This is a genomic window from Acidovorax sp. IB03 (assembly GCF_016406015.1).
Taxonomy (GTDB): Bacteria; Pseudomonadota; Gammaproteobacteria; order Burkholderiales; family Burkholderiaceae_C; genus Acidovorax; species Acidovorax temperans.
Map to the genome: position 1 here is coordinate 24,266 of NZ_JAEFCH010000031.1, position 26,242 is coordinate 50,507.

Below are 26,242 nucleotides of genomic sequence, written 5' to 3' on the forward strand. Positions count from 1 at the left end.
AATCAATAGCTAACCGCCCGTGGCCTTGGGCAGCGTGCGCTTGCAGCGCGGGTAGTTGGTGCAGCCCCAGAACAGGCCGCCATCGCTGCTGCGGCTGCGCTCCACCATCTTGGTGCCGCAACTGACGCAGGTGGGGCGCCAATACTCTCCCTCATAAGCCACTTGCAGCAGTTCCTGCTGCTGCGCAGGCGTGCGGCGGCTGATGAGTTGCAGCAGCCCGGCGCCGTCCAGCGTGTGAATGCTGTTGGCCCGCGCAAACGCCAGGGCCTCGGGCGTGTAGGTGGACGTGGTGGCAAACGTGCCGCGCTTGAGCTTGTGCGATGCCATCACCCCATAAAACTCGCGCAGCTCGCGCACCCCCACGGGTTTGCTCTGCCAGTGCTTGCATTGCACCACCGCCGCCGGGCCCGGGCTGTTGCGGCTGTGCAGCCAAATGTCCACGCCACCATCGGCCCCGTGCGATTGGGCATGCGTCTCAAACCCCGCCTGCGCAAACAGCGCCTCGCACACCGCCTCAAAGCGGCGCCACTCAATCGCGGCAAACACTTCCATGTTCCATGCCACCGCGGGTCCGGCCGGGGTTGCTGTGGGGGCAGCTGTGTCGGTCAGCGTGGGCTCGGTGCGTTGTGCCGCGTTGCGGGCATCGGTAGCTGGGTGGCTGGCAACGCTGTTGGCCGTTTGCAGGGGGGCGCGCCCGTTGCGCTTTTGCGCCGCCGGGCGCGAGTTGGCGGGGGGCACCGCGCGCGGTTTTGATTCTTTGCCCTTCAACGCATAGTGCAGGGCCAACAGCACCACCCCCAGGCCCAAAGCCGTCCACCCCACCGGGCGCAGCCCCTGGGTGACGGCGGCGCCGAAGGTAGTGTTGCCAGCCACCAGCGGGAACACCGTCAGCAGCGCCACGCCCAGCACGCACGCCGCCCAGCCCTTTTCGCGCAGCGCACCCCGCGCCCGCTCATGCCGCCTGCTGCGCCCCACCGATCGTGAATAAGTGCGTGCCACGTCGTTCTCCTTGCTAACGCGATGGTCTGCGGCCTGCCCAGCAACTCCCGGCCGCATCAAGTGGGGCAATCCCAATGCTTTAAAGCCTTCTAGGGCTTGTGCAGAAAGCGCTGGGTGCTATCGGTTGCGTAGCGCAGAAAGCGGGGGGCAAACACCTCCCACGCCTGCGCTGCTGCCATGCAACCGCTACGGCAATCCGTATCAAATTACATTTTGTTAACATTGTAAGCAGGTGCGGAGGTTGTATCCAACTTTCCTTCGCCGAAAGCTTCAAGCCGTGGAGTCGATGTGGAACACGCAGCCTTCTTTCAGGCAGTCATGAAGGCAAGCGCAGAGCGCACACCGGCCCGCCAGCACAGGTGCGCTGCTGGCCAAGCGTGCGCAGGTTGCGCAACCAGATGTTTAAAGAAAAAAGGCCTGTAGCGCTCAGCTAGTAAGCGCTGCTAGCTATAGATATGAGAGCAATTTCAGGGCTGTGCCGAACGACAAGGAGAGCCCTTGCAAATTCGCTTCAGCGCCAGCTGCGCCCGGTGCGTAGGCCACTCACTGCAGGCCCACAACCCCCGGCGCCACAAAGCGTGCCGAGGGCTTTCAACCGTCAAGACCCCGCGCCAGATTTGCCCGCCAGCGCCCCCAGCAACCGCGCACTCACCTCGGCCGCATCGGGCGCGGCAAACGCCATGTTGTGCTGGTTCGTCAGCGGGCCGTGGCCCGGCTCCATGCGCCCGGCAGCGTCGTAGCCCATGGCCTTGAACTTCCACACCCCGCCCACCTTTTTGAGCGAACCCACATGCGCCCCGGTGGCGGCGTGCACTGCCACCACCTCGGCGTTGACGGGCAGCATCTGCAGCGGCCCTGCCAGCGGGCCGGGCGGCACGGGGCCGTAGGTGGGGGCGAAGGGATGCGTCATGGATGGCCTGGGCTCTGTAAATTTATGAATAAAAATGCCCTTGGCGCTTGATGGGAAAGCGCAAGCAGCTATCAAAATAATAGTTCAATCACACCGAAACGGCGCTTTTGCTCAGCCACGCCGACGCTTCCAATAGCCGGGTTTGCGGTGCTGGTGCGCGATGGCGAGCACCAGAATGTCTGGGCCATCTTGCGTGTAGACCACGCTGTAGGGAAAGCGCCGTAACCGGCAGCGCCGAATCTCAGGGGAGAGCGGGTGCCATGCTTCGGGAAACTGCTCCACCAGTTGCAGTGTTTTGAGCGCTTCGATCAAAAAGGCATCACCCAGTCCAGGTGCTTGCTCTGCATATCAGGCAACGGCTTCGTCCAGCTCTGCTTGTGCTGGCTCCAGCAAGCGGATGTTCATGTGCGCTGGGCGACGGCAGAATACTTCGCAATCACATCGGACAAGGCCACCGCGTTGATCTCGCCGCGCCGGTAGGCGGCCAGCCGGTCACTTGCTTCATGGGCCCAGAGCGTATCGAGCGCGGCGTCAGGCTGATCCAGGCTGTCCAGGATGCGCTCTACCACTTGCATGCGCTCTGCGGGCGGCAGTTGGGCGGCTTGGGCGCTGAGGGCTTCGGCGGTGGGGGTCATGGCGGCTCCGGTGGCATTGGCAGAAGGCTTGACTGTAGCGAGAGGGAAAACTCAGAGGGCATCGAGCGTGTCATGGACGCTGGGCTTTGTGCTTGAAAGCAAGGGCTGCTCACTGCGCTTGCGCAAATATTCCTGCGGACTCTCGTGCAGCACTTTGCCGTCTTCCTCGACCACCATACAGGTGTTGGCACGCCGCGCCTCTTCGGCTGCACGCAACCCTGCGCGTGACAGGGCGGCCAGTGCGGCCTGCGCGGGGTCGAAGTTTGACGAGTTCGCTACGTTGCTCATGGGTTACTCGGCGAAAGGCAAGACCTGACCCTGTTTCACTCTTGTCGTCTCCACGCAGCGCCGAGCCAAACACCCGAACGCTGTTAACGTGGTGGCGAAGCGCGATCTCGCGGATTTGCGAGCGGTGCAGCGAAAGAGCTTCTGAGGGGCGCATGGTTTCGGCTTAGCTAAGCTGTTGTTTGCTGGGTAGACCGGTCGTCGGTTTTGGTGAGGTTTGAATTTGGAATACCTATTCTTCTGAGGCGGGCGCTTGGGACTGCTCGCCGGTCGATCCTTCGATTAATCCAAGTCTTTTGATGAGGCCAGGGTGCACTTTGAAATATCCGGTATCGTCAAAACCTTGGTTTGGATAAAAACACTTATAGCGCCAAGTTTTTGATTCTCCAACTGTTATCCCAAGAATTGAATTGTCGAATAAAAATCGGGCAATTTTTCTGTACTCTGACGTATCGGTTGCAAGTTCTTTTTTCTTGAGCTCCGCTTGATACTCTAAAGATTGAAAGATTGTGTATTTTAAATTTTCAATGCCGGCGAGATATTCCGAGAACTCGGGATTTTGAGTTCTCCATTCGTCGCTCAATTCGTCAAAAAGATACTCGCTATAACCAGGCTCCGCGCTGTAAATAGCCTTTGTGGAGAGCTTTGTGGCTTGATCGTTTACTAAAAAATCGTCTTTTGCTGCTTGGAAAGTTCGACGCAGAAACGCAACCATATCCCTAGGGCGGCACATGGTTCGGTTGAAGAGGTGCCTTACCGGAGGAGTTCGACTCCGCATCTCTTTTTCTTGGAATAAATCTTGAAGTGAAGTGATTTTTGGCTGATTTGCCAAATCTGCATAATAATTTATGCGTGTTAATATTAATTTTTCGATCGAATCTGTGTTCCAGCGGAGATTCTGACTGCAATCTTCGCGGAATTTATTCCTGTCATTTATGTCAAAGGACCAAAATATATCCTCGCGTAAAAAGATGATCGGGCGGATCTTTCCGTTGAATTTCTCTAGAGCATGTTCAGATGCGTGCAGCAGGCCAGAGATAATTGTTTTGGATTCTTCAATAAATGAGGTGGTCCATGCTTCATCTAATCGGTCAAAAACGAGAAAAATCCTAATGTTTGAGGGGATTTCTTTAAGGCATAATTCTAGCCAGTTTGTTAGCGCGCTTATGTTGCGGTTCATTATTGTCCGAAGATCGCGCTTTTCCTTTAAATCTTCGAATGAAATTGCTCCGCCTGTTGCTGAAATCCCATCTGTACTGGCGTCTAGTCCTGGAAGCTCAAAGCTAGCTAGGTTGTATAGCTTTTCTCCGAGCAAATCGGTCCAAGACGGAACTGGTTTAGAAAATAAACTTTCTAAAACCTGCGCCGCTTTTGATAAATTTTTGGGTATCTTGAGTTCACGATCTTGCAAGTGTGTAACAACGGCTCTTATAGATTCAATTGATAAAACAAAACGCCAAGAATCCCTATGTTGAAAGCCACCTTCCTTTTGTGAGTCGATCAACAGTTGATGTGCCTGCCAGTTGTAACTTTGCAGCGAAAGGCCAACAACAATATCAGCCTCTTCGAATAGTTCTTTGGGCTTTCTAGTTAGATGCAGAAATACTGCTGTTTTACCAGCGCCTTTGCGTCCGAGTAGTAAATATTGTTTTGGATTGTCAATAATTTCTTTTGATACCCCAGCATCATAGAAATAATGAGTGAGATTTTTGTCTCGCTCGGCAGAAACTTCACCTACGTTGATCCAATCAAGTATGCTGGTCATGTGGATTCCCTTCGGGATTTGAAAGTCACACTGTCATCCGATTTTTGAGGGTCACTTACCCCAAGAATCCTTCAACCCCACCGCCAAGTTAAACACCGGCTTACCCGCCTTGTGGTCAATACGGTCCGCCACAAAGTACCCGTGCCGTTCAAACTGAAACTTGTCGTCGGGTTTGGCATTGGCCAATGACGGTTCCACGATGGCGGTCACCACCTTCAGGCTGTTTGGGTTCAGGCTTTCCAGGAAGTTTTTGCCGCCCGCGTCGGGGTGGGCGTCGCTGAACAGGCGGTCGTACATGCGCACTTCGGCGTTCACGCCGTCGGCCACGCCCACCCAGGTGATGGCGGCTTTCACCTTCACGGTGTCGGCGCCGGGGGTGCCGCTCTTGGTGTCGGGCACCACGGTGGCCAGCACTTCGGTGATGTTTCCATCTGCATCTTTAGTGCAGCCTGTGCATTCAATGACGTAGCCGCCCTTCAGGCGCACAGTGTTGCCGGGCAGCATTTGACCGTCCGCCCCTGGCCGGGGCGGATAAAGGCGCTTGTAGCCCTTGGGCGGCACTTCGGCGAAGTCTTCGCGCTCAATCCACACTTCCTTGCCGATGGTGAAGTGGCGGATTGGCGATTCTGTTCCTTCTGGTGGGTGGGGCAGGGCGGGCAGTTGGCAGGGCTCCAGGTGGCCGGGGCCCATCACTTCGTCCCAGTTGGTCAGCACGAGCTTGACGGGGTCGAGCACGGCCATGCCGCGGTGGGCCTTGGCTTCCAGGTCTTCGCGCAGGCAGCCTTCCAGGGTGCTGTAGTCGATCCAGCTGTCGGACTTGGTGACGCCAATGCGCTCGGCAAACATCTGGATGGCGGCGGGGGTGTAGCCACGGCGGCGCAGGCCAACGATGGTGGGCATGCGGGGGTCGTCCCAGCCGTTGACTTTGCCCTCCTGAACCAGTTGGGCCAGCTTGCGCTTGCTGGTGATGACGTAGGTGAGGTTCAGGCGCGCAAATTCGTACTGCTTGGGGGCGGGGGCGGCCAGCAGGCCACCTTCGCAAAGGCGGTCCATCAGCCAGTCGTAGAAAGGGCGCTGGTCTTCAAATTCCAGCGTGCAGAACGAGTGGGTGATTTGCTCCAGCGCATCTTCAATGGGGTGCGCAAAGGTGTACATGGGGTAAATGCACCATGTGTCGCCCGTGTTGTGGTGCGTGGCGCGGCGAATGCGGTAGATGGCCGGGTCGCGCATGTTGATGTTCGGCGAGGCCATGTCGATCTTGGCGCGCAGCACGGCTGCGCCGTCGGCCAGCTTGCCACCCTTCATTTCGCGAAAGCGCGCCAGGTTTTCTGCCGGGGTGCGGGTGCGGAAGGGGCTGTTGACGCCGGGCTTGCCAAAGTCGCCGCGGTTCACTCGCATTTCTTCGGGGGTTTGTTCGTCCACATAGGCGTGGCCGGCTTCAATCAGGTATTCCGCCGCGCGATACATGAAGTCGAAGTAGTCGCTAGCCTGGTAGGGCGCGGCGCTGCCGGGGGGCTGGCCGAGCTGGGCCCAGTCAAAACCGAGCCATTTCACGGCGTCGATGATGCTGTTGACGTATTCGGTGTCTTCTTTTTCGGGGTTGGTGTCGTCAAAGCGCAGGTGGCACACGCCGCCGTAGTCACGCGCCAGGCCAAAGTTGATGCAGATGCTTTTGGCGTGGCCCACGTGCAGGTAGCCGTTGGGCTCGGGCGGGAAGCGGGTGCGGATCTTGGCGGGGTCGGGCTCGCCCTTGGCGTGGTGGGCGGCGTCGCCGGGGCTGCCTGCCCAGCGGCGGGTGGCATAGGCGCCTTTTTCTAGATCAGATTCGATGATCTGGCGCAGAAAGTTGCTGGGCTTGACGGCTTCGGGGGCTGCGGCGGTGGCTGCAGGTTGTGTGTTGGCGGGGGTGGGGGTACTCATTCGCCCATTTTAGGCGGCGCTTACGTGGCAAATGGCACAGGTGCCGCTGGCGCGTGTACGTCCAGAAACAATATTGCGGCGGTTTTGTGCCATCCTTTTGGGCACCTGGTGCGTTATGCACGGCAGAGGCCAACCCCGCCCGTGGGCCGCCTCCCCTCAAAAAGGAGATTTCCATGACGAAAACCCGTTCTATCCAAGCCATGGCCGCAGCGGCCGGCGTGGCCCTGGCGCTGCTGACTGGCGCCGGTGCTGCCCAGGCGCGTGATGTCAATTGGTCGATTGGCGTGAATTCGCCTGGCGTGTCGGTGGGCGTGAGCAACGGCTACGGTTATCCCGTGTATGTGGCTCCCCCGCCGGTGTACGTGGCGCCGCGCCCCATCTATTACGCGCCACCGCCACCCCGCGTGTACTACGCGCCCCCCCCCAGCGGTGTACTACGCGCCGCCCCCTGGCTACTACTACCGTGAAGGCCATCGCGGGCATCGCCACCACCGCCACCACGGTGGCCGTGACTGGCGCTGAACGTTAAGGGCCCCTGCGGCCCTGGCTGCGCACCATTCCCCTCGCGCTTCGGGCGTCGTCACCGCCGAAGCGCCTTCCCAGCGCCTTGCCTCTTTGGGGCAGGGCGCTTTTTGCGGCCTGTGCAAACGGCGCGGCAAAAAGGCGCGGTATTCTGGTGCTGCGTGTTTCTTGTGTTTCCAGAAGAAGCAGCTCTCAGCCTTGCCTCCACCCCCATCACCGCCCTATGTCTACTGCCCCGTTGGTTCGCCCCATTCAGCCTGAAGAGGTGGAGTGGTGCGCCGTGCGTGCGCAGGGGCCGGGTGGGCAGAACGTCAACAAGGTATCAAGCGCCGTGCATCTGCGCTTTGATGTGCGGGCATCCGCATTGCCAGAGGCGGTGAAAGAGCGTCTGTTGGCCTTGCACGATTCACGCATCACGCAAGACGGGGTGGTGGTGATCAAGGCCCAGCAGTTTCGCAGCCAGGAGCAGAACCTGGCTGACGCCATGGCCCGGCTCAACGCGCTGGTGCAATCGGTGGCTGCGCCGCCGCGCGTGCGCCGCCCCACCAAGCCCACGTACGGCGCGCAGCAGCGCCGCCTGGCGGGCAAGAGCCAGCGGGGCGAGACCAAGGCGCTGCGGGGGCGGGTGCGCGGCGGGGATTGAGCGGCCAGCCCACACCGCGCGGCGGCTACCACCGCTGGGGTGCCACGAAGAGGGTTGATTCGCAGCATGGGCGGAACAATCCGTCCTTGTTCGGCGGCTTTTTCGTCGGGACGATCTCTTCTACAGTACGAATACTCACAAGAGGTGTTCCATGTCCACGCATTCTTCCGCTCTTTCTACCCCCGCTTCCGCAGCCGTGCCTGCACTGTTCGTGTCGCACGGCGCACCCTTGTTTGCGGTGGAGGCCGGTGAAACCGGTCCGGCGCTGACCCGCTGGGGCCAGGAGCTGAAGGCGCAGTTTCCGGGTCTGCGCGGCGTGGTGGTGATGTCGCCCCACTGGATGGCGCGATCCCCCCTGGTGATGGCGGGTGCGCAGCCCGCCACGTGGCACGACTTTGGCGGCTTTCCTCCCGCGCTGTACCAGTTGCAGTACCCGGCCCCGGGCTCGCCTGCGTTGGCTTCTGAAGTGCTGGAGTTGCTGGGCGCTGCGGGCATTGCCGCGCAGGGCGATGCAGCTCGGCCCTTTGACCATGGTGCCTGGGTGCCGATGATGCACTTGCTGCCGCAAGCCGATGTGCCCGTGGTGCAGGTGGCGCTGCCCGTGGGCGCGGGCCCGGCAGAGGTGTATGCGATGGGCGCTGCCTTGCGCAGCCTGCGCAGCCAGGGCGTGCTGGTGGTGGGCTCTGGCAGCATGACGCACAACCTGGCGGAATTCTTTGGCGGCGCGCGCGAGCCCGCCCCGTATGTGCTGGAGTTCAGCCGCTGGATTGAAGACGCTTTGGCACGGGGCGACCTGAAAGCCTTGCTGAATTACCGCAGCCAGGCCCCGCACGCTGCCCGCGCCCACCCCACGGACGACCATTTCCTGCCCTTCTTCTTCGCGCTGGGCGCAGCAGGCGACGATTTGCGGGCAAACTACCTGAGCCGCGAAGTGATGTACAGCATGCTGGCCATGGATGCCTTTTCGCTGCACCCGGTGCACTGACCGCCAAACCCTGGCCCCTGCACCAAGCGCCCGCCTGGCGGGTGCTGGCGCCCAACTTTTCAACCCGCTCGAGGTGACTGGATATGCTTGATTTGCCACTGACCTTTTTGCAACGCCCCGCCACCGCCACCACGCCCCATCCCTGGTTGCTGGTGCTGATGCACGGCGTGGGCAGCAACGAGCAGGACCTGTTCAGCCTGGCGCCCCAGATACCAGACCGCTTTCATGTGCTGAGCCTGCGGGCGCCGTTTCGGATGGGGCCGGGTTCGCATGCTTGGTTTGATTTCTCCATCGAGCCCAATGGCGAGCGCACCATCAACGAAGCGCAAGAGGCGCAAAGCCGCGCGCTGGTGGCACAGACGGTTCAAGCCGCCAGCGAACAACTGGGCATCCCGCCTGAGCGGGTTGTGGTGGGCGGCTTCAGCCAGGGCGGCATCATGGCGCTGTCGTTACTGCTGACGCAGCCAGCGTTGATGCACGCTGCGCTGGTGTGGCACAGCCGCCTGCTGCCGCAGGTGGTGCCCCTGACGGCGCCTGCGGATGCGCTGCGCGGCAAGCGGCTGTGGCTGAGCCACGGCACCCACGACAACGTGATCCCCCTGGCCCACGCCCAGGCCATCGCGCACCACATGGCTACGCTGCCCGTGTCGGTGGCATACCACGAGTTTCCCAGCGCGCACGAGATCCGGCCATCCGAACTGGCGGCTACGGTGGCGTGGCTTGAGTCCCTTTCGAAGACGCCGATGGCGTTCTAGCCCTGAGGCGAGCGGGGCGCAGTCTACATCGCGTTACGCGCGCCTCACCCAGCGGGTTTCCAATCCAGCAAGCCCCACTGCGGTAGGGGCAGGGAACGCCTGGCTCCTCAGCCAGTCGGACAAGGGTTGTTCCTGTTTTGACCTGAGGAGACCTGATGCGGTATGAACTGGTGGACCTGGCGCTGGTATCGCTCTCCAGCGGGCAGAAAATTCTGGTGCGCATGGGGCCCGCCAACGAGGCGCGGGCCAAAGCGCTGATTCGCGAGCTGCGCAAGCGTGTGGCCACCAGCGCGCTGCAACTCCCGCAACGCTGAAGGGTTGGAGCGGTGGCTGCCGCGCAGCTTGCTACAGCGGCAGCGCCATGGTGCGCTTCACTTCCTTGAGCGAAAAGCTCGTCGAAATCTCACGCACGCCGGGCAGGCTGCGCACATGGGTGCGCACGTAGTCGGCAAACGATTCCAGGTCGGCCGCCACCACCTCCAGCTGGTAGTCATACCGGCCCGAGAGGTTGTGGCATGACAGCACCTGGGGCATGGCCATCACCTCGCGCTCCAGGGCCGAGGTGGTTTCGGCGGTGTGGTCGTGCAGCGCCAGTTGCACAAAGCCCAGCACGCCCCAGCCCACGCGCTGGCGGTGCAGGTGGGCGTGGTAGCCCGCAATCACCCCGGCCTCTTCCAGCGCACGCACGCGCCGCCAGCAAGGCGAGGTGGAAAGCGACACCGCCTCGGCCAGATCGCCCACGGTGGCGCGGCCGTCGCGCTGCAGGGCGTTGAGCAGGGTGCGGTCTACGGGGTCGAGCTGGTAGTGGTGCATGGTGGCTTGCAAGGTGATTGATTAGGGCAAATTTTGCCCTTGTGATTGGATTTTTGGGCAAAGATGGCGAAATTTTGCCCGTCGATGAGGCCAAGAATCGCCACATCCGACCCGCACCCCGCCTGTGGTCGGCCCATCAGGAGACAAGCATGACCCGCACCACCGACCGCTCCACCGCCACCGGTTTCAGCACCCGCGCCATTCACCACGGCTACAACCCCGCCGACCACCAGGGCGCGCTGGTGCCGCCCATCCACACCTCGGCCACCTATGCCTTCCCGGACGTTGCCTATGGCGCGCGCTGCTTTGCTGGCGAGGAACCCGGCTACTTCTACACCCGCATTGCCAACCCCACGCTGGCGCTGCTGGAAGGGCGACTGGCGGCTCTGGAAGAGGGCGCGGGCGCAGTGGTGTTCGGCTCGGGCATGGGCGCCATCACCGCCACGCTATGGTCCATGCTGGAGCCGGGCGACGAAATCCTGGCCGACCTGACGCTCTATGGCTGCACCTTCTCTTTCCTGCACCACGGGCTGGGGCGCTTTGGCGTCACGGTGCGCCATGTGGACATGACCGACCCCGCGCGCTTGGCCGAGGCGCTGACTGCCAAGACCCGCGTGGTCTACCTGGAAACCCCCGCCAACCCCAACATGCGCCTGGTGGACATCGCTGCGGTATCAGCTTTGGCCCACGCCCAGGGCGCCAAGGTGGTGGTGGACAACACCTACTGCACGCCCTACCTGCAGCAGCCATTGCTGCTGGGTGCCGATGTGAGCGTGCATTCCATGACCAAGTACCTGGGCGGCCATGGCGACCTGACGGCGGGCGCAGCCGTGTTTGCCGATGCCGAACTGGCCCAGCGCGTGCGCCTGTACGGCCTCAAAGACATGACGGGCGCGGTGATGTCGGCGCAAGACGCACACCTGGTGATGCGCGGCCTGAAAACCCTGGCCCTGCGCATGGACCGCCACTGCCAGAGCGCTCAGAAGGTGGCCGAGTTCATCGCCGCCCACCCGGCTGCCGCCGCCGTGCACTACCCCGGCCTGCCCAGCTTTGCGCAGCACGCGCTGGCCCAGCAGCAGATGCGGCAGATGGGCGGGATGATTGCTTTTGAGCTGCGCGGTGGCCTGCAGGCGGGTGTGCGCTTCATGGACGCACTGCAACTCGTCACCCGCGCCGTGAGCTTGGGCGACGCTGAAACCCTGGCCCAGCACCCGGCCAGCATGACGCATTCCACCTACACGCCCGAGCAGCGAGCCGCCCACGGCATTGCCGAAGGGCTGGTGCGCCTGTCGGTGGGGCTGGAAGACCTGGACGACCTGCTCGCCGACATCGGGCAGGCGCTGGACCTGGCCCATGCCATGGACCTGAGCGCAGGCATCAACACGGCGATCAGCCCCGAGCGTGCGGCAGCGGCAGCGCCGTTTTGTAGCGCACCTGCTTGAGCGCAAAGCTGGAGCGGATCTTCTCGATGCCCGGAATCGGCGTGAGCTGCTCCAGGATGAACCGCTCCAGCGCCGCAATATCGGGCAGTGCCACGCGGATGAGGTAGTCGGAGTCGCCGCTCATCAGGTAGCACTCCATCACCTCGTCGTGCTCGGCGATGCGCCGCTCGAAGTCGGCCAGCGCCTCCTTGCTCTGCGTCTTCAGGCTGATGTTGATGAACACATTGAGCCCCAGGCCCAGCGCCGCCGCATTGGCCAGCGCCACATAGCGGGCAATCACGCCCGCCGCCTCCAGCGCCTTCACCCGCGCCAGGCAGGGCGAAGGTGACAGGTGCACGCGGCGCGCCAACTCTACGTTGGAGAGCGAACCATCGGCCTGCAACTCGGCCAGAATGCGCAGATCGGTTGCGTCAAGCTTCATATGCTGTCATTTCATTGTGGTGCAGCATATTGTGCTTTTGAAGTGGCGAATTCTGCGCACTTCGGCATCCTATTTTTGGAAAACTTTTCTACAGTGTGCTCCCATGAACGCCCCACTGCCCACCCATCTCCTCAGCCCTCAGGACACTGTGGCTGACATCGACCCCCAAGAAACCGCCGAATGGCGCGACGCCTTTGTGGCCCTGGTGGCCACCGAGGGGCCCGAGCGGGCTCGCCTCATATTGGCCGAGCTGGTGCACCTGGCGCGCACCCAGCAGATTGGCTGGCAGCCGCAGCTCAACACGCCCTACGTGAACACCGTGGCCGTGCAGAACCAGCCCGTCTTCCCGGGCGACTTGGCGGTGGAAGAGCGGCTGGCGTCCATCATGCGCTGGAACGCGCTGGCCATGGTGGTGCGGGCCAACCAGGCCGATCTGGGCGGTTCAAGCGAGCTGGGCGGGCACATTGCCAGCTATGCCAGTGCTGCGGATTTGTTTGAGAGCGGCTTCAACCACTTCTTCCGTGCCCGCGAGGGGCTGGGCGAGGGCCAGCACCGGGGCGACCTGGTGTTCTTTCAGCCGCACAGCGCGCCGGGGGTGTACGCACGGGCGTTTTTGGAGGGGCGCTTGTCTGAGCAAGACCTGATGCACTACCGCCAGGAGCTGACAGCGCCCGCCGCCGGGGCGCAGGGCCTGTGCAGCTACCCGCATCCGTGGCTGATGCCTGATTTTTGGCAGTTCCCCACCGGCTCGATGGGCATTGGGCCCATCAGCAGCATCTACCACGCACGCTTTATGCGCTACCTCACGCACCGCAACTTGCTCAACTGCGAAGGGCGCAACGAGGCAGGGGGACACACCGCGAAGCGGCGTGTGTGGGGCGTGTTTGGCGATGGCGAGATGGACGAGCCCGAAAGCATGAGCGCCCTGACCCTGGCCGCACGTGAGGGGCTCGATAACCTCGTGTGGGTAGTCAACTGCAACCTGCAGCGGCTGGACGGCCCGGTGCGCGGCAACGGCCGCATCATTGACGAACTGGAGCGCCTGTTTGCCGGTGCGGGCTGGAACGTGGTGAAACTGGTGTGGGGCAGTGACTGGGACGGCCTGTTTGCCCGCGACCTGACAGGCGCGCTGGTGCGCACGCTGCAAGGCACGGTGGATGGGCAAATGCAGACCTTTGCGGCGAAGGACGGGCGCTTTAACCGCGACAACTTCTTCGGCCAAAGCCCCGAGCTGGCCGCGCTGGCCCAGGGCATGACGGACGAGCAGATCGACCGCTTGAAGCGCGGCGGGCACGACCTGGTGAAGATCCACGCCGCATATGCCGCCGCTGCTGCCCACAAGGGCCAGCCCACCGTCATCCTGGCCCACACCAAGAAGGGCTACGGCATGGGCACGGCGGGGCAGGGCAAGATGACCACGCACAGCCAGAAGAAGCTTCATGATTCCGACCTCATCGAATTCCGCAACCGTTTTAACCTGCCGCTCACCGACGCGCAGGCCACGGGCCTGGCCTTCTACAAGCCTGCTGAAGACAGCCCTGAGATGCAGTACCTGCGCCGCCACCGCCAACAACTGGGTGGCTACTTGCCGCGGCGCGAGACCGTGTGCGATGCGCTGCCCGTGCCCGCCATCGAAAGCTACGCGCAGTTCGCGCTGCAGGCCGATGGCAAGGAGATGAGCACCACCATGGCCTTTGTGCGCATGCTGGGCACGCTGCTCAAGGATGCGCAACTCGGCCCCCGCATCGTGCCCATCGTGGCCGACGAGGCGCGCACCTTTGGCATGGCCAACCTGTTCAAGCAGGTCGGCATCTACAGCAGCGTGGGCCAGCGTTATGCGCCCGAGGACATTGGCTCGGTGCTGAGCTACCGCGAGGCGCTGGACGGCCAGATCCTCGAAGAAGGCATCAGCGAGGCCGGGGCCATCGCCAGCTGGACCGCGGCGGCCACCAGCTACAGCGTGCACGGCCTGGCCATGCTGCCGTTCTACATCTACTACTCGATGTTCGGCTTTCAGCGCGTGGGCGATGCCATCTGGGCGGCTGCCGACCAGCGGGCGCGGGGCTTTTTGCTGGGCGCCACCTCGGGCCGCACCACGCTGGGCGGCGAGGGCCTGCAGCACCAGGACGGCAGCAGTCATCTGGTGGCAGCGACCATCCCCAATTGCAAGGCGTACGACCCAGCCTACGCAGGCGAGATGGCCGTCATCATCGACGCTGGCATGCGCGAAATGGTGACCGAGCAGCGCGACGTTTTCTACTACGTCACGCTGATGAACGAGAATTACGCCCAGCCCGACTTGCCAGCGGGTGCCACCGAAGGTGTGCTGCGTGGCTGCTATGTTTTCAGGAGCTACCAGCGCTTGATGGGCGGGCGTGAGAGCCCGATTTCATCCAAATACGTCACCCTGATGGGCTCGGGCGCCATCCTGACCGAAGTGGTCAAGGCAGCCGAGCTGCTGGCGGCTGAAGGCGTGGAGGTGACCGTGCTGAGCGTGACCAGCTGGAGCGAGCTGGCCCGCGATGGCGTGGCCTGCGAACAGCGCGCCTTGAGTGGCGAGGCCGAGCACGGCACGCCTTGGCTCACGCAACAACTGGCAGGCACCGCCGGGCCGGTGATCGCCGCCACCGACTACGTGCGCGCCGTGCCCGAGACGGTGCGCGCCTTCGTGCCCGAAGGCCGCCGCTACATCACCCTGGGCACCGACGGTTTTGGCCGCAGCGACACGCGCGCGGCGCTGCGCCAGTTCTTTGGGGTGGATGCCCAGACCGTGGCGAAGGCGGCGCGGTTTGCGTTGGGTTTATAGCCAAAATGGCTGCTGGCGCTTGATGGATAAGCGCCAGCAGCTATTGAAAATATAGCATTCACACTGCGCAACCCAAGGTACTGCGGGCCATCGCTGGCGCACAGCTTGGGGGCCGATGGCCTTCAGTCGGTCATCGCCTCACGCCGGAAGAACGCATCCAGCACGGGCACCAGGCTGGCGAACTCTTGCGCAAACCGGGCGCGGTTTACAAAGTAGGCCTCGCAGGCCACGGCAAAGAACTCGGATTGCGATGTGGCTCCATACCCATCAAGCCAGGGCTTTTCAGCGCCAAAACGCTCGGCCAGAATCACGCGCTCGCGAAAGTCCTGGTAGGCGGGCTCCCACGCGTTCCACCACGCTTCATAGGCCGCTCGGCCCGTGCGTGCGCCCATGAAGCCCGCAGGCAATGGCGGGCAGCCGTTGGCGTCGCCGCTGCGCATGTCCAGCTTGTGCACAAATTCATGCACCACCACGTTGTGGCCGCGCGCGGTGTTTTCGTGGGCGTTGGCAATGTGCTGCCAGCTCAGCATCACCGGGCCGCGCTCCATGGCCTCGCCCAGCAGCACCTGTGCGTGTTCGTGCACCACGCCTGCCTCGTCCACCATCTGCCGCCGGGCCACGGCTTCACCGGGGTGGACCACGATGGTCACGAAATCGTCGTACCAGTCCAGGGCCTTGGCGGCATCGCCCAGGTGCAGCAGGGGCAGGCAGGCCTGCGCCGCAATGTCGATGGCCATGGCATCGGTCACTTCCAGCCCATGGGCGCCGTGGAACTGCTTTTGGTCCATGAACAGTGCGCTGAGCGCGCGCAGCTTGCCCTGCTCGGGCAGCGACAGGCGGGCCAGGAAGGGGTAGCGCTGCAGGGTTTGCAGCCAAAGCTCTGCCGAAATGTCGGGCACGGGGGCCACGGTGGCACGCACACTGCGCCAGAGCCGGTTGAGAAAAGGGGGCATGGTGGGCTGGATCGGGGCCTGCTGTGGGCACGCCCCTGAGTTCAATACACCCGCTACATGGGGCCCAGGGCCACGCGTTCCAAGCCCGTGGCCGACAAACGCAGTGTTTCCAGGCGCGGGGGTAATGCGGCCGCGTCCCAGTCGCTGAGCACCACGCGCTGCAAGCCGGGTGCCAGGGCATGGTCTGCCGGGCGGTGGGTGTGGCCGTGGATGAGGGTGTGCGCGCCTGCGGCCTGCAGCCAGGCGATGGCGCTCGCGTGGTCCACATCGGCATAGACCGTGCCCGACTGCTTGCGCGCTTCACTCTCTTGCCGAATACCGCGCGCCTGTGCGCGGCGCGTAGCGAGCGGTTGCGACAGAAACTGTTGCTGCCAGGCGGGGCTGCGGGCCTGCACGCGAAAGCGCTGGTAGTCCACATCGTCCACGCACAGCAGATCGCCATGGCTGAGCAGGTAGCGCTGGCCTGCAAAGCTCAGCACGGTCGGGTCTTGCAGGCCGGTGATGCCGCAGTGCTTCAAGAAAGCGCCGCCCGCCAGAAAGTCGCGGTTGCCGTGCATGAAGTACAGCGCGGTGCGCCGTGCAGCGGCCTGGAGCTGGGCGCACACCTGGCCCTCAAAACTGCCAGGGTCGTGGATGGCATCGTCGCCCACCCACACTTCAAAAATGTCGCCCAGTAAAAAGACGGCGTCGGCCGGCGTGGTTAGCAGGTACTGCTGCCAGGCGGCCACGGTGGCGGGTTCGCTGGCCTGCAGGTGCAGGTCGGAAATGAAATCGACCGTGCGCCAGTGTGAGGGAGCAACAAGCTCCTCCAACGGGGGCACGGTCGGGGTCACGGAGTTCGTTTCTCTCAGAGCTTCATGCGCACAGCCATGAGCGCGGCGCATGAAACCGGCGCGATGCAAGCCAGTGGCCGCCGCGCAAGGTCCGCCCCGCCGCGCTGGCGGCGTCTCCCTTCCCGAATTGCGCAGCAATTCGAGAGAAGGGGGAAGGCGCGCAGCGCCTCAGGGGGATGAGGCTCAAAGCGCCACAGCCTTGTCGATGACCACGGGGTCAAAGGGCACGTCGTCGTGGAAGCCCTTGCGGGTGGTGCGCACGGCCTTGATGGCATCGACCACTTCCTGGCCCTTCACCACCTTGCCGAACACGGCGTAGCCCCAGCCTTGGGGGGTGGGCGAGCTGTGGTTCAGGAAGCCGTTGTCCACGGTGTTGATGAAGAACTGGGCGGTGGCGCTGTGGGGGTCGCCCGTGCGGGCCATGGCCACGGTGTACATGTCGTTCTTCAGGCCGTTCTTGGCTTCGTTTTCGATGGGGGCCTGGGTTTCCTTTTGCTTCATGTCGGCAGTCATGCCGCCGCCTTGCACCATGAAGTTCTTGATCACGCGGTGGAACACGGTGCCGTTGTAGAAGCCGCTGTTCACGTAGGCCAGGAAGTTGGCGGTGGACTTGGGCGCGTTCACGGCGTCCAGTTCCAGGGTGATGACGCCTTGGGTTGCGGTTTCAGCCACGTTGATGGTGACGTGGAGTTCAACTTGTGGATTGCTCATTGCAGTGCTTTCTTCAAAAAATCACTTCACCACGGTGGCAGAGGTGATGGTGACGGGGGTGTTGGGAACGTTTTGGTGGGGGCCCTTGTTGCCCGTGGCCACGGCCTTGATCTTGTCGACTACCGCGGTGCCTTCCACCACCTTGCCGAACACGGCGTAACCGTGGCCGTCAGGGTTGGGGGCGTTGAGCATGGCGTTGTCCTTCACGTTGATGAAGAACTGCGAGGTGGCCGAGTTGGGGTTGCCCGTGCGCGCCATGGCGATGGTGTAGGTGTCGTTTTTGAGGCCATTGTTGGCTTCAAGCGGGATGGGTGACTTGGTGGGCTTTTGCACCATGTCGGCAGTGAAGCCGCCGCCCTGGATCATGAAGCCGTCGATCACGCGGTGGAACACCGTGCCGTCGTAGTGCTTGTCGTTCACATAGGCGAGGAAGTTCTCCACCGTCTTGGGAGCCTTGGCAGGGTCGAGCTGCACCACGATGTCGCCCAGGGAGGTGGTCAGCTTGACCTTGGGGGCCGTCTGAGCGTGGGCGGGTGCTACGGAAAACATAGCTGCTAGCGCAAATCCAGCAAGCGCCAGCACCGATTTTCTTTTGGAAATCATCCAATCACTCCTTCAAAAAAGATTTGCCATTGCTGGCCGCGTCGCGTCCAGTACTGGCGTTTGATGGGGCCGGTGCGCGCACCTTCGGCCACTTCGCCGAACGTTACCACCATGGTGTCGGCCGAGTCCGTCCAGCGCAGGTAAGCCTTGTCCTTGAGGTGGACAGGGCGGCCCTTGAGCGCCTGGGATTCCGCCTGCAGCACAGTGGCCCATTCAGACAGGGGCTTTTTCTTGTGGCTCTGGAAGTCAGGCGCGTAAAAGCCGAGCAGGCGGTTCATGTTGCCTTCGGACTTGGCAGCGCTCCAGGCGTTGAGCACGGCTTCGAACGAATTGCGCTCGGCCTGCACGCTGTGGGCCTGCACCCATTGCAGTTGCTTGGCAATCACCACGGGGGTGGAGCGGGGCTCCACCGTGCGCAGAATGCGCTCCAGATCCGGGTTGGCCAGGGCCACGCAGCCATCGGTGGCCAGCGGTGCGCGAGAAAACTGGTCGGGCGGCGTGCCGTGCAGCCAGATGCCGCTGCCGGTCTTGCCCCGCACCTGGTCCAGCGGGTTGGGGTAATTGATGGGCAGGGCACCCGCACCGTAAAAGTCCTTCAGCGTCGCAGGGTCCAGCCGACTGGTGATGAAGTACACGCCCAGGGGGGTGCGCTGGTCGCCTTCTGTCGCCTTTTCAATGCCCAGCTTGCCTACCGAAGCGTAGTAATCCGCCACCAGCTTCAGGCCCTTGTCGGTGTTCTCGAACAGGTACAGCCGCGAACGCGAGGCATCCACGGCAATCGCATGCTTGTAGCGGGGGGCCAGCTCGACAAACTGCGCCGGGATGTGGGTGGACGCGGGGCGGTTGCGCTGCGCCTGCACACGCTGGCGTGATTCGGTGCGCAGTTCGTCCAGCGTGGCAATCACCTCGGGCGGGTAGGGCAGGGAGGGCTCCGGGACATCGCCCAGTTGCTTGACGGGGCGCACGCGGGCCGCCAGCAGGTCGCCCACGGCCAGTTGCGCCAGTTGAAAGTTGGGATGCTCGCGCGCCAGGCTTTCGGCCTGCACCAGTGCCTCGCGCCCCCGGCCTTCGCTGGCCAGCTGGTACACCTTCAGCAACCGCGCCTCGGCCTGCCCGTCTCGCAGTGCGGGGGCGGCCACCGGGGCTGCGGGCTTGGCCGTAGCGCGCTTGGAGGGGGCCGCTGAGCGCTGGTTTTTTGCAGCGGCTTGCGGTGCCTGGGCCGATGTGCGCTTGGGCGGCTGCGATGGCTGTGCGTAGGCGCTGGCCTGCACAGCCATGGCAAGCAGCGTCAGGGTACTGGCGGTGTGACGAATCCAGGTGGGCATTCCCACCCTGCGGCGCTGTGTCAAGGGGCTGTCAAGATAAAGGAAAGAGGGCAAGTCAAGGTCAGGCGCCCGCCGCACACATCACTGCCCGTGGGCAGGGTTGGTGCAGCGCAGGCGGTTTGCAGGTCAGCCGCCAGTGGCTTCGCGCACGATAAGCCAGCGGCCGTTGCTCTCGACCAGATCCAGCGTCTTGCGGCTGGAGACGTTCAGCGAGTCAGCGCTGTAGGCTTGGCGGAAGCGCGCCGTGGCCTTATTGCCGTTCACCGAAACGTTCAGGTCGGACACCTGCACGGTGATCTTGGATTTGCCCACGATCCGGGCCTCACGTTCTTTTTCCCACGCGGCGCGGGTCATGCGACCTGGTGGGTCAAAGTCTTTGCCGTATGCGGCCAGGTAGGCCTTCATGTCTTTGGCAGCCCAGGCGGCTGCCCAGGCTTGCACGGCTGCGGTGACTTCCTTGGCATCCTTCGCGGCTTCTTGCTTGGCTGCGTCTGGCGCGGCGGGTGCCGGGGCCGGTGTGGCAGCCGGTGCAGCCGCTGTGGCGGCAGGGGCCGGTGTGGGGGCGGGGGCCGCAGCGGGTGCTGGGGCCGCAGCAGGTGCAGGGGCCGGTGCCGGCCGCTGGGTAGCCACCACGGCCGGGGCAGGCGCTGCCGCTGCAGGCTTGGCACCCTTGGCAATGTCGGCCGAGAACAATTCGCGGATCAGGGCCAGCTTGGGCTTGACCGATGTGGCGTTGGCCGCATCCAGCTGCAGTGCCTTGTTGTAGGCCTGGCTGGCCAGCTTGGCGTAAATGTCGCCCAGGTTTTCGTGCGCGGTGGCGTAGCTGGGGTTGGTGCGGATGGCCATTTCCAGCGCGGTGCGGGCCTTGTCCAGCTGGTTCTGGTTGGCATACAGCACGGCCAGGTTGTTGTAGGGCTCGGGCAGCTCTGGGTAATCTTCCGTCAACTTGGTGAACGTGGCCACGGCGTCTGCCGGCTTGCCCGATTCGGCCTGGGCCACACCCTTGAGAAAGCGCAATTGCGGATCGCGGGGCGTGGCAGACAATCGCTGGTCCGTCTTGGTCAGGGCTTCGGCCGCTTTGCCTGCCTTGAGCAGCTGCGTGATTTCGGCATAGTCGTTGGCCTGCGCCTGGGCAGCACCGGTACCGACAAGGGCCGTCAGTGCCAACAGGCGCAGTAGTCGGGGAAGGGTGCGGCGGACTTGCTTCATGAGGGTTCTGGAGGGGTTGAACGGCGTGAAACCCGGGCCGGGCTTATACTGCGGCGGATTGTAGCTGAGGGGGTTGTCATGACGGAGCACTGTTGCCGCTGGTGATTTCATCGGTCGCCCACTAGAGGCGCCGTCCCCCGCGAGGGACCATTTCCTCGCGCTACAGGGCGATCCGCATCGCCCATCCACACCCCCGATCCCGACCCTGACATCCCATGAGCTTGCGCATCTACAACACGCTGTCGCGTGCATTGGAAGACTTTTCTCCGCTCGAACCTGGCCACGTCCGCATGTACGTCTGCGGCATGACCATTTATGACCTGTGCCATATTGGCCACGCGCGCATGATGATGGCGTTTGATGTGGTGCAGCGCTGGCTCAAGGCCAGCGGCATGCGCGTGACCTATGTGCGCAATATCACCGACATTGACGACAAGATCATCAAACGTGCGCTGGAGCGTGGCATCACGATCCGCCAGCTCACCGACGAGATGATCGCTGCCATGCACCAGGACATTGGCGCCCTCGGCATCGAGCCGCCCTCGGTTGAACCCCGCGCCACGGAATATGTGCCGCAAATGCTTTCGCTGATTGGCCAGCTGGAAGGCAAGGGCCTGGCCTACCGCGCCAGCAATGGCGATGTGAACTACTCCGTGCGCAAGTTCGATGGCTACGGCAAGTTGTCGGGTAAGTCACTCGACGAGCTGCGTGCGGGTGAGCGCGTGGCCGTGCAAGACGGCAAGGAAGACCCGCTCGACTTCGTGCTGTGGAAGTCTGCCAAGGCCGATGAGCCGGACGACGCCAAGTGGGCGAGTGAGTTCGGCACGGGCCGCCCCGGCTGGCACATCGAGTGCTCGGCCATGAGCTGCGCCACGCTGGGCGAGACGTTTGACATCCACGGCGGTGGTGCGGACCTTCAGTTTCCTCACCACGAGAACGAAATCGCCCAGAGCGAAGGCGCCACGGGCAAGCCGCTGGCCAAGTTCTGGGTGCACAACGGGTTTGTGCGCGTGGACAACGAGAAGATGTCCAAGAGCCTGGGCAACTTCTTCACCATCCGCGATGTGCTCCAGCAATACGACGCTGAAACGGTCCGCTTTTTCATCGTGCGCGCCCATTACCGCAGCGCACTCAATTACAGCGATGCCCACCTGGACGACGCGCGCCAGGCCCTCAAACGCCTGTACACCGCGCTGAGCCTGGTGGAGCCTGCGACTGTGTCTGTGGATTGGAGCAACCCCTACGCCGCCCGCTTCAAGGCCGCCATGGACGAAGACTTTGGTACGCCCGAAGCCGTGGCAGTGCTGTTTGACCTGGCCAGCGAAGTCAACAAGACCCGGTCTGCCGAACTGGCTGGTCTGCTCAAGGCCCTGGCCCAATGCCTGGGCTTGCTGCAGGGCGATCCCAAGGCGTTTTTGCAGGCGGGTGCTGGACTCGACGAAGCCGCCATTCAGGCGCAAATTGCCGCCCGCGCAGCAGCCAAGGCTGCCAAGGACTTTGCTGAGGCCGACCGCATCCGTCAGGCCCTGCTGGCCCAGGGCATCGTGCTCAAGGACTCTGCAGCCGGTACGACCTGGGAAGCTGCACAGTGATTCTTTTTATGAAGAAAACCGCCATTAAGGCAGACTGGATGAGCGGTGGCAGCTACTAAAAAAATAGCATCTGCGGATGCAGCCCAGGCATTGCCTGATCTGGCGACGCCGGCCTACTGGGCTGAGGCCTGCAAACACCTGGTCAAGAAAGACCGGGTGATGAAGCGCCTGATCCCCCAATTTGGCGATGCAGCGCTGCAAACCCGGCGCGATGCATTCACCACGCTGGCGCGCAGCATCGTGGGCCAGCAGTCGTCGGTCAAAGCCGCACAAGCCGTGTGGGAACGCTTTGCCGCGTTGTCGCGAACCCTGAGCCCGGCCCATGTGCTCAAGCTCAAGGTGGACGATATGCGCGCCGCAGGCTTGTCGGCCCGCAAGATCGACTATCTGGTGGATTTGGCCCTGCACTTTGACAACGGCAAGCTGCACGTCAAGGACTGGGAGTCCATGGACGACGAGGCCATCATTGCCGAGCTGGTGGACATCCGTGGCATTGGCCGCTGGACGGCCGAAATGTTCCTCATCTTCTATCTGCAGCGCCCCAATGTGCTGCCGCTGGATGACCCTGGACTGATCACCGGTATCAGCCAGAACTATTTTTCGGGCGAGCAGGTCAGCCGCAGCGATGCGCGTGAAGTGGCCGAGGCCTGGAAGCCTTGGTGCAGTGTGGCGACTTGGTATATTTGGCGGTCGCTGGACCCCGCACCCACTGCCGATTGACGGCGGACAACCGACCCTTGTTTGACATCGGTTACATTGCGTGCCGTTCGCGGCTGCCCCGCAGTGCGCGACCTAAGGAGAAAAACGTTGGCGAAAAAAACCTTTCTGGATTTCGAACAGCCGATTGCTGAGCTCGAATCCAAAATCGAAGAACTGCGCTACGTGCAGACTGAAAGCGCTGTCGATATTTCTGAAGAAATCGATCAGCTCAGCAAGAAGAGCCAGCAGCTCACCAAAGACATCTACAGCGAGCTGAGCCCCTGGCAGATCACCAAGATTGCCCGCCATCCCGAGCGTCCCTACACGCTCGACTACGTGCGCGACATCTTCACTGACTTTGTGGAACTGCACGGCGACCGTCACTATGCGGACGACCTCTCCATCGTAGGTGGCTTGGCCCGCTTCAACGGCCACGCCTGCATGGTGATGGGCCACCAAAAGGGCCGCGACACCAAAGAACGCGCCATGCGCAACTTTGGCATGAGCAAGCCCGAGGGCTACCGCAAGGCGCTGCGCCTGATGAAGACGGCCGAGAAGTTCAAGCTGCCTGTGTTCACCTTTGTGGACACGCCCGGTGCTTACCCCGGCATCGATGCCGAAGAGCGCGGCCAGTCCGAGGCCATTGGCCGCAACATCTTCGAGATGGCGCAGCTCGAAGTGCCCATCATCACCACCATCATTGGCGAAGGCGGCTCTGGCGGCGCGCTGGCCATCAGCGTGGCTGATCAGGTCGTGATGCTGCAATACGCCATCTATTCCGTTATCAGCCCAGAAGGCTGTGCCTCCATCCTCTGGAAGACGAGCGACAAGGCCCAGGAAGCGGCCGATGCCTTGGGCATTACTGCCCACCGCCTCAAGGCTCTGGGCTTGGTGGACAAGATCGTGAGCGAGCCCGTGGGCGGCGCCCACCGCGACCACAAGCAAATGGCGGCTTTCCTCAAGCGCGCTTTGGGCGATGCCTTCCGCCAATTGGCCGACCTCAAGACCAAAGACCTGCTGGATCGTCGTTATGAGCGTCTGCAAAGCTATGGCCGCTTCAGTGACACCAAGGCAGACAGCCGCTGAACGCCTGACTGTGGCCACGAGTTTCGCGCTACGTAGCACCGCTGCAAAGGCCCCGGATGGGGCTTTTGCATTTGTGCCGATGGCTGGGCTTCTCTCTCGCCTTCGGTGGATTGCTCAATGGTGCCAGTGCGGGGCAGGGCATGCGGAGGTCTGGGCATGACCATCTCCGTGGACGCTGCCATGGCGGCGTTTTCGCCCAAGCTACCTTTGGCGGTGGGGCTCAGTGGGGGCGCAGACTCCACGGCGCTGTTGTTGGCTGCGTCACGAAAGTACCCGGGACAAGTCAGCGCCATCCATGTGAACCATGGCCTGCAAGCGGCGGCAGCGTCTTTCGAGCGGCATTGCGTGCAGCTGTGCAACGCTCTCGGTGTTCCCTTGTTCGTGCAGCGTGTGGACGGCCGCCACGCCAGCGGCCAGAGCCCGGAAGATGCTGCACGCCAGGCGCGCTATCAGGCATTTGATGCTGCACTGGCCTCTGAGCCTGCGCTAGCTGCTATCAAGACTGTAGCGCTGGCGCAGCATGCAGACGATCAGGTGGAAACCATGCTCCTTGCCTTATCGCGCGGCTCAGGGGTCGCCGGCATCGCAGCCATGCCCGCCCACTGGCAACGGCAAGGGCGCGTTTGGTGCAGGCCACTGCTCCAGGTATCCAGTCATGACGTGCGCGACTGGTTACGCCAAGGTGGGCATGCATGGATAGAAGACCCCAGCAACACAGACCAGCGTTTCACCCGCAATCGCATTCGCGCCCAGCTACTGCCTGCGCTTCAGGCAGTTTTCCCCTCGTATCGGGAAACGTTTGGACGAACCGCGGCCAACGCAGCCCAGGCAGACGAATTGCTGCAAGAGATCGCAGAGCAAGACCTCGCTGCCACGGGCTTGCCTCCCACGATACAGCGCCTACAGACGCTGACCCGCTCAAGGCAGGCCAACGTCTTGCGCTACTGGCTGCGAATCCATCACCAAACCACCCCATCCGCCGCCCAGCTGGCGGAGCTGCTGGATCAGATAGCTGCGTGCACGACCCGAGGACACCGTTTGCGCCTGAAAGTGGGGCGTGGCTTTGCGCTGAGGCAAGGGGCTGTACTTGAATGGAGTGCGGCCTGAAACCTCTCCGGCAAGCCTCCAGGTTTTCCTAGAAAGCCTCAAAAATGAGGCATAATAGCGGGATTGGAAACGTGACCGAGTGGCCGAAGGTGCTCCCCTGCTAAGGGAGTATGGGGTGTAGAGCCTCATCGAGGGTTCGAATCCCTCCGTTTCCGCCACAAACTATTTCTAAGTTGTTGATTTAGAAAGCAAAAAGCCACCGAAAGGTGGCTTTTTTGTTTCCAGGCCATTTTTCTAACCATACTTTGAAACTGGCTGTGGCTGGATGAAGCCGGGCAATCTTGGACGATTCAAGTCGCGGAACACCCGGCTGGTCCACTCGCGTTACTGCGTCTGCATTGCCCCATACTGCCCAGTGAACGACTGCCCCTGCCGCACAGCATCCAGCAGTTGCACTACCCCGGCATTGCCGCGCTTGCCGATCCAAGCCGCCACTTCCGCACGCGCCTGGCAGTAGGTCTTAAAGAATACGTCCTCCGGCCCGGTGTAGGCCGCCCAGTCTGTCTCCAGATCGAGCTTGCGCAGGTCATCAATACCCTTGCCGGTGACGTTAGTGCAGATCGGCTCACCAGCGATGTAAGTCGCCAGCCCCTCATCGAACCAGGCTGGCACGTGCTTGCCACCAGTGCGCGCCGCCACCTCCACATGCGAGAACTCGTGGGCGAGCACATAGGGGTTCTGCGTCCAGGTCGGTGACGTGAGCACCACGGTCATGCGCGGCGCCACATACTGACCCGCATAGGTATTCGGGTACAGCGTCACATTACGCCGCCGAGGCCCCGCAAAATAGTCCGCACATGTCCCCGACTGGCACACCAGCACATCCGGATGGGTCGCTTGCAGCGTGCCGTAGACCTTGCGATCCATCTCCAGAGCTGTCTGGATGCCAGTGACGATCCCTGGCCAGAGATTCTTGGCAACCGCCGGTTCAATAAACACGTTGCCGCAGGCAGCCACCAAGGTTGCACCATTGAACGACGGCGGGGAGTTGGCCGCGCCACCAGGGCAAGCCAGCGCTTTCACTGTGAAGCTGGTTAGGGCCGTTGATCCGGTGAACACAGTTCCAGCCGCATCCTTCGTCGCTGGTGCGTCCACCGAGGCCGTGCACTGCGCATTGGCGGCGACGCCCGGGGCATCCGGTTTGAAGGTTGCCACGGCGCCGGAGACAGCAATGCCAGTAAGTTAAGCAAAGGCCCTTCGGGGTCTTTGTTGTTTGTACAGTG

26 protein-coding genes, 1 tRNA gene and 1 pseudogene are annotated in these 26,242 nt (G+C 62.7%); 12 read left to right on the forward strand and 16 right to left on the reverse strand.

Going from position 1 to position 26,242, the window contains the following annotated elements; genetic code table 11:
* Positions 1 to 9 precede the first annotated feature (9 nt).
* The 7 genes from IHV84_RS15285 to IHV84_RS15315 all read right to left on the reverse strand — a co-directional run bounded on the left by IHV84_RS15285 (position 10) and on the right by IHV84_RS15315 (position 6,514).
* Positions 10 to 999 (reverse strand): restriction endonuclease, encoded by a 990-nt coding sequence (locus IHV84_RS15285; protein WP_370541301.1) that lies wholly within the window; start codon positions 997 to 999, stop codon positions 10 to 12.
* Between the two features lie 598 nt (positions 1,000 to 1,597).
* A complete protein-coding gene (locus tag IHV84_RS15290; RefSeq protein ID WP_198847494.1) occupies positions 1,598 to 1,909 on the reverse strand; it encodes a hypothetical protein in 312 nt (103 codons plus the stop codon).
* Between the two features lie 111 nt (positions 1,910 to 2,020).
* Positions 2,021 to 2,221 (reverse strand): type II toxin-antitoxin system RelE/ParE family toxin, encoded by a 201-nt coding sequence (locus tag IHV84_RS15295; RefSeq protein ID WP_198847495.1) that lies wholly within the window; start codon positions 2,219 to 2,221, stop codon positions 2,021 to 2,023.
* A gap of 89 nt (positions 2,222 to 2,310) precedes the next feature.
* The gene (locus IHV84_RS15300; RefSeq protein ID WP_198847496.1) at positions 2,311 to 2,544 is read right to left on the reverse strand and encodes an addiction module protein; all 234 of its coding nucleotides are present in this window, start codon (positions 2,542 to 2,544) and stop codon (positions 2,311 to 2,313) included.
* Between the two features lie 51 nt (positions 2,545 to 2,595).
* Positions 2,596 to 2,832 (reverse strand): hypothetical protein, encoded by a 237-nt coding sequence (locus IHV84_RS15305; RefSeq protein ID WP_170207413.1) that lies wholly within the window; start codon positions 2,830 to 2,832, stop codon positions 2,596 to 2,598.
* A 229-nt stretch (positions 2,833 to 3,061) separates the two neighbouring features.
* Positions 3,062 to 4,594 (reverse strand): P-loop ATPase, Sll1717 family, encoded by a 1,533-nt coding sequence (locus IHV84_RS15310; RefSeq protein ID WP_198847497.1) that lies wholly within the window; start codon positions 4,592 to 4,594, stop codon positions 3,062 to 3,064.
* A 51-nt stretch (positions 4,595 to 4,645) separates the two neighbouring features.
* A complete protein-coding gene (locus IHV84_RS15315; protein ID WP_198847498.1) occupies positions 4,646 to 6,514 on the reverse strand; it encodes a glutamine--tRNA ligase/YqeY domain fusion protein in 1,869 nt (622 codons plus the stop codon).
* A gap of 173 nt (positions 6,515 to 6,687) precedes the next feature.
* Here IHV84_RS15315 and IHV84_RS15320 point away from each other — a divergent pair.
* From IHV84_RS15320 to IHV84_RS15340, 5 genes and pseudogenes are all read left to right on the forward strand, one after another.
* Positions 6,688 to 7,036 (forward strand): annotated as a pseudogene (locus IHV84_RS15320) (hypothetical protein).
* A 223-nt stretch (positions 7,037 to 7,259) separates the two neighbouring features.
* Complete coding sequence (arfB, locus tag IHV84_RS15325; RefSeq protein WP_198847499.1) at positions 7,260 to 7,679, forward strand: alternative ribosome rescue aminoacyl-tRNA hydrolase ArfB; 420 nt, start codon at positions 7,260 to 7,262, stop codon at positions 7,677 to 7,679.
* Between the two features lie 151 nt (positions 7,680 to 7,830).
* On the forward strand, positions 7,831 to 8,664 hold the full coding sequence (locus IHV84_RS15330; protein ID WP_198847500.1) for a class III extradiol ring-cleavage dioxygenase: 834 nt from the start codon (positions 7,831 to 7,833) through the stop codon (positions 8,662 to 8,664).
* A gap of 83 nt (positions 8,665 to 8,747) precedes the next feature.
* Positions 8,748 to 9,419 (forward strand): alpha/beta hydrolase, encoded by a 672-nt coding sequence (locus IHV84_RS15335; protein WP_198847501.1) that lies wholly within the window; start codon positions 8,748 to 8,750, stop codon positions 9,417 to 9,419.
* Positions 9,420 to 9,574: 155 nt separating this feature from the next.
* A complete protein-coding gene (locus tag IHV84_RS15340; protein WP_198847502.1) occupies positions 9,575 to 9,733 on the forward strand; it encodes a DUF3014 domain-containing protein in 159 nt (52 codons plus the stop codon).
* Positions 9,734 to 9,764: 31 nt separating this feature from the next.
* Here the strand turns inward: IHV84_RS15340 and IHV84_RS15345 are convergent, their stop codons facing one another.
* On the reverse strand, positions 9,765 to 10,232 hold the full coding sequence (locus IHV84_RS15345; protein ID WP_066698195.1) for an Lrp/AsnC family transcriptional regulator: 468 nt from the start codon (positions 10,230 to 10,232) through the stop codon (positions 9,765 to 9,767).
* A gap of 149 nt (positions 10,233 to 10,381) precedes the next feature.
* On the opposite strand from IHV84_RS15345, the gene IHV84_RS15350 reads away from it, so the two are divergent.
* Positions 10,382 to 11,674 carry a methionine gamma-lyase gene (locus IHV84_RS15350; RefSeq protein WP_198847503.1) on the forward strand — a complete coding sequence of 431 codons (1,293 nt, stop codon included), beginning with the start codon at positions 10,382 to 10,384 and terminating at the stop codon, positions 11,672 to 11,674.
* Here IHV84_RS15350 and IHV84_RS15355 read toward each other — a convergent pair.
* The gene (locus IHV84_RS15355) at positions 11,622 to 12,095 is read right to left on the reverse strand and encodes an Lrp/AsnC family transcriptional regulator (RefSeq protein ID WP_044401012.1); all 474 of its coding nucleotides are present in this window, start codon (positions 12,093 to 12,095) and stop codon (positions 11,622 to 11,624) included. The genes IHV84_RS15350 and IHV84_RS15355 overlap by 53 nt on opposite strands.
* A gap of 103 nt (positions 12,096 to 12,198) precedes the next feature.
* Here IHV84_RS15355 and mdeB point away from each other — a divergent pair, with 103 nt between their 5' ends.
* Positions 12,199 to 14,901 carry an alpha-ketoglutarate dehydrogenase gene (gene mdeB, locus IHV84_RS15360; protein WP_198847504.1) on the forward strand — a complete coding sequence of 901 codons (2,703 nt, stop codon included), beginning with the start codon at positions 12,199 to 12,201 and terminating at the stop codon, positions 14,899 to 14,901.
* A gap of 122 nt (positions 14,902 to 15,023) precedes the next feature.
* Here the strand turns inward: mdeB and IHV84_RS15365 are convergent, their stop codons facing one another.
* From IHV84_RS15365 to IHV84_RS15390, 6 genes are all read right to left on the reverse strand, one after another.
* Positions 15,024 to 15,854 carry a zinc-dependent peptidase gene (locus tag IHV84_RS15365; protein WP_198847505.1) on the reverse strand — a complete coding sequence of 277 codons (831 nt, stop codon included), beginning with the start codon at positions 15,852 to 15,854 and terminating at the stop codon, positions 15,024 to 15,026.
* Positions 15,855 to 15,907: 53 nt separating this feature from the next.
* The gene (locus tag IHV84_RS15370; protein WP_198847506.1) at positions 15,908 to 16,687 is read right to left on the reverse strand and encodes a UDP-2,3-diacylglucosamine diphosphatase; all 780 of its coding nucleotides are present in this window, start codon (positions 16,685 to 16,687) and stop codon (positions 15,908 to 15,910) included.
* Between the two features lie 183 nt (positions 16,688 to 16,870).
* Positions 16,871 to 17,398: a peptidylprolyl isomerase gene (locus IHV84_RS15375; RefSeq protein WP_198847507.1), complete on the reverse strand. Its 528-nt coding sequence runs from the start codon at positions 17,396 to 17,398 to the stop codon at positions 16,871 to 16,873.
* A 21-nt stretch (positions 17,399 to 17,419) separates the two neighbouring features.
* Entirely contained in the window at positions 17,420 to 18,001 is a 582-nt protein-coding gene (locus IHV84_RS15380; RefSeq protein WP_198847508.1) for a peptidylprolyl isomerase, read from the reverse strand.
* Positions 17,998 to 19,326, reverse strand: a complete 1,329-nt coding sequence (locus IHV84_RS15385; RefSeq protein ID WP_233100051.1) for a L,D-transpeptidase family protein — start codon at positions 19,324 to 19,326, stop codon at positions 17,998 to 18,000. The genes IHV84_RS15380 and IHV84_RS15385 overlap by 4 nt, the downstream gene beginning before the upstream one ends.
* A 126-nt stretch (positions 19,327 to 19,452) precedes the next feature.
* Complete coding sequence (locus tag IHV84_RS15390; RefSeq protein WP_198847509.1) at positions 19,453 to 20,535, reverse strand: tetratricopeptide repeat protein; 1,083 nt, start codon at positions 20,533 to 20,535, stop codon at positions 19,453 to 19,455.
* Between the two features lie 215 nt (positions 20,536 to 20,750).
* On the opposite strand from IHV84_RS15390, the gene cysS reads away from it, so the two are divergent.
* From cysS to IHV84_RS15415, 5 genes are all read left to right on the forward strand, one after another.
* Positions 20,751 to 22,127 (forward strand): cysteine--tRNA ligase, encoded by a 1,377-nt coding sequence (cysS, locus tag IHV84_RS15395; RefSeq protein WP_198847510.1) that lies wholly within the window; start codon positions 20,751 to 20,753, stop codon positions 22,125 to 22,127.
* Positions 22,128 to 22,172: 45 nt separating this feature from the next.
* Complete coding sequence (locus IHV84_RS15400; protein WP_198847511.1) at positions 22,173 to 22,847, forward strand: DNA-3-methyladenine glycosylase 2 family protein; 675 nt, start codon at positions 22,173 to 22,175, stop codon at positions 22,845 to 22,847.
* An 87-nt stretch (positions 22,848 to 22,934) separates the two neighbouring features.
* Entirely contained in the window at positions 22,935 to 23,912 is a 978-nt protein-coding gene (locus IHV84_RS15405; protein ID WP_066690120.1) for an acetyl-CoA carboxylase carboxyltransferase subunit alpha, read from the forward strand.
* A gap of 156 nt (positions 23,913 to 24,068) precedes the next feature.
* Positions 24,069 to 25,019, forward strand: a complete 951-nt coding sequence (gene tilS, locus IHV84_RS15410; RefSeq protein ID WP_198847512.1) for a tRNA lysidine(34) synthetase TilS — start codon at positions 24,069 to 24,071, stop codon at positions 25,017 to 25,019.
* 65 nt (positions 25,020 to 25,084) lie between these two features.
* Positions 25,085 to 25,177: transfer RNA gene (locus IHV84_RS15415), tRNA-Ser, on the forward strand.
* A 166-nt stretch (positions 25,178 to 25,343) separates the two neighbouring features.
* Here the strand turns inward: IHV84_RS15415 and IHV84_RS15420 are convergent.
* Positions 25,344 to 26,174, reverse strand: coding sequence for a hypothetical protein (locus tag IHV84_RS15420; protein ID WP_198847513.1), 831 nt, complete (start codon positions 26,172 to 26,174; stop codon positions 25,344 to 25,346).
* Positions 26,175 to 26,242: the final 68 nt, after the last annotated feature.

Excerpts from the sequence above, each read along its gene's own strand:
- IHV84_RS15380 (WP_198847508.1), bottom strand. The coding sequence starts at position 18,001 with ATGATTTCCAAAAGAAAATCGGTGCTGGCGCTTGCTGGATTTGCGCTA.
- IHV84_RS15345 (WP_066698195.1), bottom strand. The coding sequence starts at position 10,232 with ATGCACCACTACCAGCTCGACCCCGTAGACCGCACCCTGCTCAACGCC.
- tilS (WP_198847512.1), top strand. The coding sequence starts at position 24,069 with ATGACCATCTCCGTGGACGCTGCCATGGCGGCGTTTTCGCCCAAGCTA.
- IHV84_RS15375 (WP_198847507.1), bottom strand. The coding sequence starts at position 17,398 with ATGAGCAATCCACAAGTTGAACTCCACGTCACCATCAACGTGGCTGAA.
- arfB (WP_198847499.1), top strand. The coding sequence starts at position 7,260 with ATGTCTACTGCCCCGTTGGTTCGCCCCATTCAGCCTGAAGAGGTGGAG.
- IHV84_RS15355 (WP_044401012.1), bottom strand. The coding sequence starts at position 12,095 with ATGAAGCTTGACGCAACCGATCTGCGCATTCTGGCCGAGTTGCAGGCC.
- IHV84_RS15385 (WP_233100051.1), bottom strand. The coding sequence starts at position 19,326 with ATGCCCACCTGGATTCGTCACACCGCCAGTACCCTGACGCTGCTTGCC.
- IHV84_RS15310 (WP_198847497.1), bottom strand. The coding sequence starts at position 4,594 with ATGACCAGCATACTTGATTGGATCAACGTAGGTGAAGTTTCTGCCGAG.
- IHV84_RS15290 (WP_198847494.1), bottom strand. The coding sequence starts at position 1,909 with ATGACGCATCCCTTCGCCCCCACCTACGGCCCCGTGCCGCCCGGCCCG.
- IHV84_RS15315 (WP_198847498.1), bottom strand. The coding sequence starts at position 6,514 with ATGAGTACCCCCACCCCCGCCAACACACAACCTGCAGCCACCGCCGCA.
- cysS (WP_198847510.1), top strand. The coding sequence starts at position 20,751 with ATGAGCTTGCGCATCTACAACACGCTGTCGCGTGCATTGGAAGACTTT.
- IHV84_RS15350 (WP_198847503.1), top strand. The coding sequence starts at position 10,382 with ATGACCCGCACCACCGACCGCTCCACCGCCACCGGTTTCAGCACCCGC.
- IHV84_RS15330 (WP_198847500.1), top strand. The coding sequence starts at position 7,831 with ATGTCCACGCATTCTTCCGCTCTTTCTACCCCCGCTTCCGCAGCCGTG.
- IHV84_RS15305 (WP_170207413.1), bottom strand. The coding sequence starts at position 2,832 with ATGAGCAACGTAGCGAACTCGTCAAACTTCGACCCCGCGCAGGCCGCA.
- IHV84_RS15300 (WP_198847496.1), bottom strand. The coding sequence starts at position 2,544 with ATGACCCCCACCGCCGAAGCCCTCAGCGCCCAAGCCGCCCAACTGCCG.
- mdeB (WP_198847504.1), top strand. The coding sequence starts at position 12,199 with ATGAACGCCCCACTGCCCACCCATCTCCTCAGCCCTCAGGACACTGTG.
- IHV84_RS15390 (WP_198847509.1), bottom strand. The coding sequence starts at position 20,535 with ATGAAGCAAGTCCGCCGCACCCTTCCCCGACTACTGCGCCTGTTGGCA.
- IHV84_RS15365 (WP_198847505.1), bottom strand. The coding sequence starts at position 15,854 with ATGCCCCCTTTTCTCAACCGGCTCTGGCGCAGTGTGCGTGCCACCGTG.
- IHV84_RS15340 (WP_198847502.1), top strand. The coding sequence starts at position 9,575 with ATGCGGTATGAACTGGTGGACCTGGCGCTGGTATCGCTCTCCAGCGGG.
- IHV84_RS15335 (WP_198847501.1), top strand. The coding sequence starts at position 8,748 with ATGCTTGATTTGCCACTGACCTTTTTGCAACGCCCCGCCACCGCCACC.